The sequence below is a fragment of the Mycobacterium intermedium genome, assembly GCF_002086275.1.
Lineage (GTDB): Bacteria > Actinomycetota > Actinomycetes > Mycobacteriales > Mycobacteriaceae > Mycobacterium > Mycobacterium intermedium.
The window spans coordinates 1-4506 of the sequence record NZ_MVHT01000172.1; the positions used below are offsets into that span (position 1 = coordinate 1).

At 72.5% G+C, this 4506-nt stretch carries 2 protein-coding genes and 1 pseudogene; all 3 read left to right on the plus strand.

Annotated elements, in window-relative coordinates; translation table 11 throughout:
* A pseudogene (locus tag BST27_RS32810) lies at nucleotides 1-3200 on the plus strand (PE family protein); the annotation flags it as partial.
* Between the two features lie 253 nt (nucleotides 3201-3453).
* Nucleotides 3454-3897, plus strand: a complete 444-nt coding sequence (rplM, locus tag BST27_RS29650) for a 50S ribosomal protein L13 (RefSeq protein WP_069417543.1) — start codon at nucleotides 3454-3456, stop codon at nucleotides 3895-3897.
* On the plus strand, nucleotides 3894-4364 hold the full coding sequence (gene rpsI / locus BST27_RS29655; protein WP_079219809.1) for a 30S ribosomal protein S9: 471 nt from the start codon (nucleotides 3894-3896) through the stop codon (nucleotides 4362-4364). Before rplM ends, rpsI begins: the two co-directional genes overlap by 4 nt.
* The last annotated feature ends 142 nt before the right edge of the window (nucleotides 4365-4506 follow it).

Consider the following 4506-nt stretch of genomic DNA (forward strand, 5'->3'; position numbering starts at 1 on the left):
GTCTCAACGGCGGGCAGGGCGGTCAAGGCGGCGCCGGCGGGCCCGGTGGGGCTGGATCGCCGTTGATAGGCCAGGCCGGCGCTCACGGCAACGGCGGTGCCGGCGGGGCGGGCGGTAACAGCGGAGCGGGTGGCCAGGGCGGCACCGGCGGGGCTGGTGTGGGCGGCTCCCCCAATGGCGGGGCCGGTGGTCAAGGTGGGAACTCGAGCACCGTCATCGGTGCTGGTGGGGCTGGGGGTGCACCCGGCGGGCCCGGCGCATCGGCCGGTGCGGCCGGGCAGGCGGGCACGATCACCCTCGGTGGTGACGGCGGAAACGGCGGGGCCGGGTTCAACGCCTCCCTGGCGGGCGCCAACGGCGGCCACGGCGGGGTGGGCGGCGCCGGCGGGCTCTACGGCAACGGCGGCACCGGCGGGAACGGCGGGACCGCCGGGGACGGGGGCACCGGCGGCAACGGTGGCAAAGGCGGGACCAGCGGTGCCTACGGCAGCAGCGGCGGCAACGGCGGGCACGGCGGCGCCGCCCCCAACGGCAAAGGCGGCAACGGCGGCGCCGGCGGCAGCATTAACAGCAACGGGATCGGCGACGTCAAAGGCGGCAATGGTGGCAACGGGGGCGACGCCACTGGCGGAACAGGTGGCACCGGTGGAGTCGGCGGCACCGCGGTCATTATGAACAGCACGTCGGCGGCGACCGCACTCGGCGGTACGGGTGGCGAGGGCGGGGACGGCGCAAGCGGCGGCCGCGGCGGAGACGGTGGCCTGTCTGGCACCTTCGGAACCGGGCAAGCCGTCGGCGGTACTGCCGGAAACGGGGGCACCGCCACCAGCGGCACCGGCGGCAACGGCGGCAACGGCGGTCTCGCAGCTATCACGCTTGAGACATCGACGGCCACCGCGCATGGCGGGGACGGCGGGGCGGGTGGGACCGGCCCCACCGGCGGCAACGGCGGGCACGGCGGCTCGGCTTCCACAGGCGGAACCGGAGATGTCACGCCCGGCGTCGGCGGTCAGGGGGGCACCGGCACAGCAGGTCGCGGCGGCAACGGCGGCGACGGCGGCTCGGCCATTGTCGGCAATGATTCCTCGACGGTGGATGCCGTCGGCGCCAACGGCGCCGCGGGGGGCTTAGGAGTCACCGGCGGTGGAAACGGCGGCAACGGCGGCGCCGCGTTCACCTACGGGGTGGGAACCGCCATCGGCGGAAATGGCGCCGCCGGCACCAGCGGCGGGTCGACCGGCGTCGGCGGAAATGGCGGAAACGGCGGCAACGCGACGATATACAACACCTCCTCGGCTGCTACCCCAATCTCCGGATCCGGCGGGGCCGGCGGGGACGGCACCACCGGCGGAGACGGCGGCAACGGCGGTGAGGCTCGCTCCGACGGAACCGGGAACGTTACGCCCGGCGCCGGCGGACAGGGAGGCACCGGCACAACCGGCCGCGGCGGAAACGGCGGCACGGGAGGTAGCGCCTACATCCACAACGAGTTATCTGCGGTGGACGCCGTCGGCGCCGACGGCGGCGCGGGCGGCGCGGGCGCGACGGGCGGCGGGAACGGCGGAAACGGCGGAGACGCACGCACCAGTGGGATTGGCAACGCCAGCGGCGGAAACGGCGCGGCCGGCACCAGTGGCGGGGCCACCGGCGTCGGTGGAAACGGCGGAAACGGCGGTAACGCATACACCGACAACATCTCGTCGGCCACTTCGTTCGGCGGCACTGGCGGCGTTGGCGGAGACGGCGCCACCGGCGGAAACGGCGGTAACGGCGGCGATGCGTCCACCATCGGACTAACCGGAACTGTTACGCCCGGTACCGGAGGACAGGGCGGCACGGGTACAACAGGTCGCGGCGGCGACGGGGGCGACGGCGGCAGCGCCCACATCGACAACGATTCCGCAACGCTCGAGGCCGTCGGCGCGAACGGCGGAGTCGGTGGCACAGGAGTCACCAGCGGCGGAAACGGCGGCAACGGCGGTGATGCGTACAACAACGGGCTTGGCAACGCCACCGGTGGAGACGGCGCCGTCGGCGGCCAGGGCGGGGCCACCGGCGCCGGCGGAAACGGTGGCAACGGCGGGGCCGCGTACATCGACAACCCCGACTCAATGGCTATTGCCACCGGCGGAATCGGCGGAACAGGTGGTTACGGACTCAGCGGCGGACACGGCGGAAACGGCGGCGACGCGGAAATCCGCGATGCCGCCTCACCGGCCACTGCGCTCGGCGGTCGTGGAGGTGCCGGAGGCATCGGAATCACTGGCGTCGGCGACGGCGGCATTGGGGGCGTGGCGCGCAACTACGGGTTGGGAACCGCGGTCGGCGGAAACGGCGCCGCCGGCACCAGCGGCGGGCCCACCGGCCCAGGTGGAAACGGAGGGTACGGCGGGGCCGCGTACATCGAGAACGCGTTCTCGACTGCCACCGCAGTTGGCGGGGTGGGCGGCAACGGCGGCACCGGCACCCAGACCGGCGGCCACGGTGGCCGCGGCGGCGATGTCCTTCAGGCCTTCAACAACGGCGGCACCGGCGGCACGGGTGGCAACGGCGGCGCCGCCATTGGCCCCGCGGGCACCGGCGGCGACGCGGGCGACGGCGGCCGCGGCGGCGACGGCGGGGGCGGCATTTTCCACCCTGACCTCGGGACCGGCGGGACCACCGCCCCGTCCGGCGGCAACGGGGGCAACGGCGGCGACGCCGGCACGCCCGGTACCGGCGCCACCGTGGGCAAGGGCGGCACCGGCGGCACCGGCGGCACCGGCGGAGCCGGCACCAACGGCAACAGCGCCACCAGCGCTGGCGTCGCGGGCGATAACGGTGGCGTCGGTGGCAAGGGCGGCAATGGCGGCAACACCACCGGCGTCGGCGGTGTCGGCGGAACCGGCGGTCTGGGCGGCCAAGGTGGCCTAGGTGGCACTGGCGGCTCCGCGTTCAACGCGAGCGTGCCGGGCGCCACCGGCGGCTCGGGCGGCGCCGGCGGCGGTGGCGGGAATGGGGGCCTCGCCCTGTTCGGCGAGGGCAAAGACGGCACCGGCGGCACCGGCGGCACCGGGGGTGGGGGCGGTACCGGCGGCCCCGGCTCCAAAGGCCAGCCCGGGACGGGCGGTGGCACCGGCGGGTCCGGCAATCCGCCCGTCGGTGTTAACGGCGGTACCGGCGGCGGCGGCGGCACCGGCGGCGCCGGGGGCGGCCCATAGGGCGCTCGCGGCACTATGCGAAGTGCCGGCGGCCTCGAGCGCGCTGCGCGATCGTCCGTGTCCGAGCGCGCTCATACCTGGTATGCGCGTTTTGACCTGCGGGGACGCCGCTCGGTAAGCTGCTCGGTTGGCGTGCGGTTACGCCGGGCCTCGGGTCAACGTCGGTCGCCGAGACAAGCCCCACCGCGTACGCCTGACCGATACCCGGGTCACACCGGGATTCACCCGAGAGAGAGAGAAGAAGGTAAGCGCTGTGCCTACATATGCGCCCAAGGCGGGTGACACCACGCGTTCGTGGTACGTCATCGACGCCACGGACGTGGTGCTTGGCCGCCTTGCCGTCGCGGCAGCCAACCTGCTGCGTGGCAAGCACAAGCCGACGTTCGCACCCAATGTCGATGGCGGGGATTTCGTCATCGTCATCAACGCCGACAAGGTCGCCATCAGCGGCGACAAACTGCAGAGCAAGATGGCCTACCGTCACTCGGGGTATCCCGGCGGTCTGCGCAAGCGCACGATCGGTGAGCTGCTGGAAAAGCACCCGGACCGCGTGGTGGAGAAGGCGATCGTGGGCATGCTGCCCAAGAACAAGCTCAGCCGCCAGATCCAGCGCAAACTGCGCGTCTATGCAGGTCCGGAGCATCCACACACCGCTCAGCAGCCGGTTCCGTACGAGATCAAGCAGGTGGCCCAGTGACCGAGACAACCGAAGCCGTCGAGACTGCGGACGTCGCGACGGAAAGCGCGCCCGTGGCGCACGGCGACTCATACGTGTTTGAGCGGCCCATCCAGACCGTCGGTCGCCGCAAGGAGGCCGTGGTGCGGGTGCGTCTGGTGCCCGGCACCGGCAAGTTCAACCTCAACGGCCGCACGCTGGAGGACTACTTCCCCAACAAGGTGCACCAGCAGCTCATCAAGGCTCCGCTGGTCACCGTGGAGCGGACGGAAAGCTTCGACATCTACGCGCATTTGCACGGTGGCGGGCCGTCCGGTCAGGCCGGCGCGCTGCGGCTGGGCATCGCCCGGGCGTTGATCCTGGCGCAGCCCGAGGACCGGCCCGCTCTGAAGAAGGCCGGCTTCCTCACCCGTGACCCGCGTGCCACCGAGCGCAAGAAGTACGGCCTGAAGAAGGCCCGCAAGGCACCTCAGTACAGCAAGCGCTGACATCACTTTTGGGCCGCGAGCGTGCATGTTTGTACGTCACGCTCGGCGTGTCGCAGGACTGACACGCACGCTCGCGGCCAAGAGTGGGTATGTACAGGCAGTAGCACTGTGAGAGGTTTGTCGTTATGGGTCGACTGTTCGG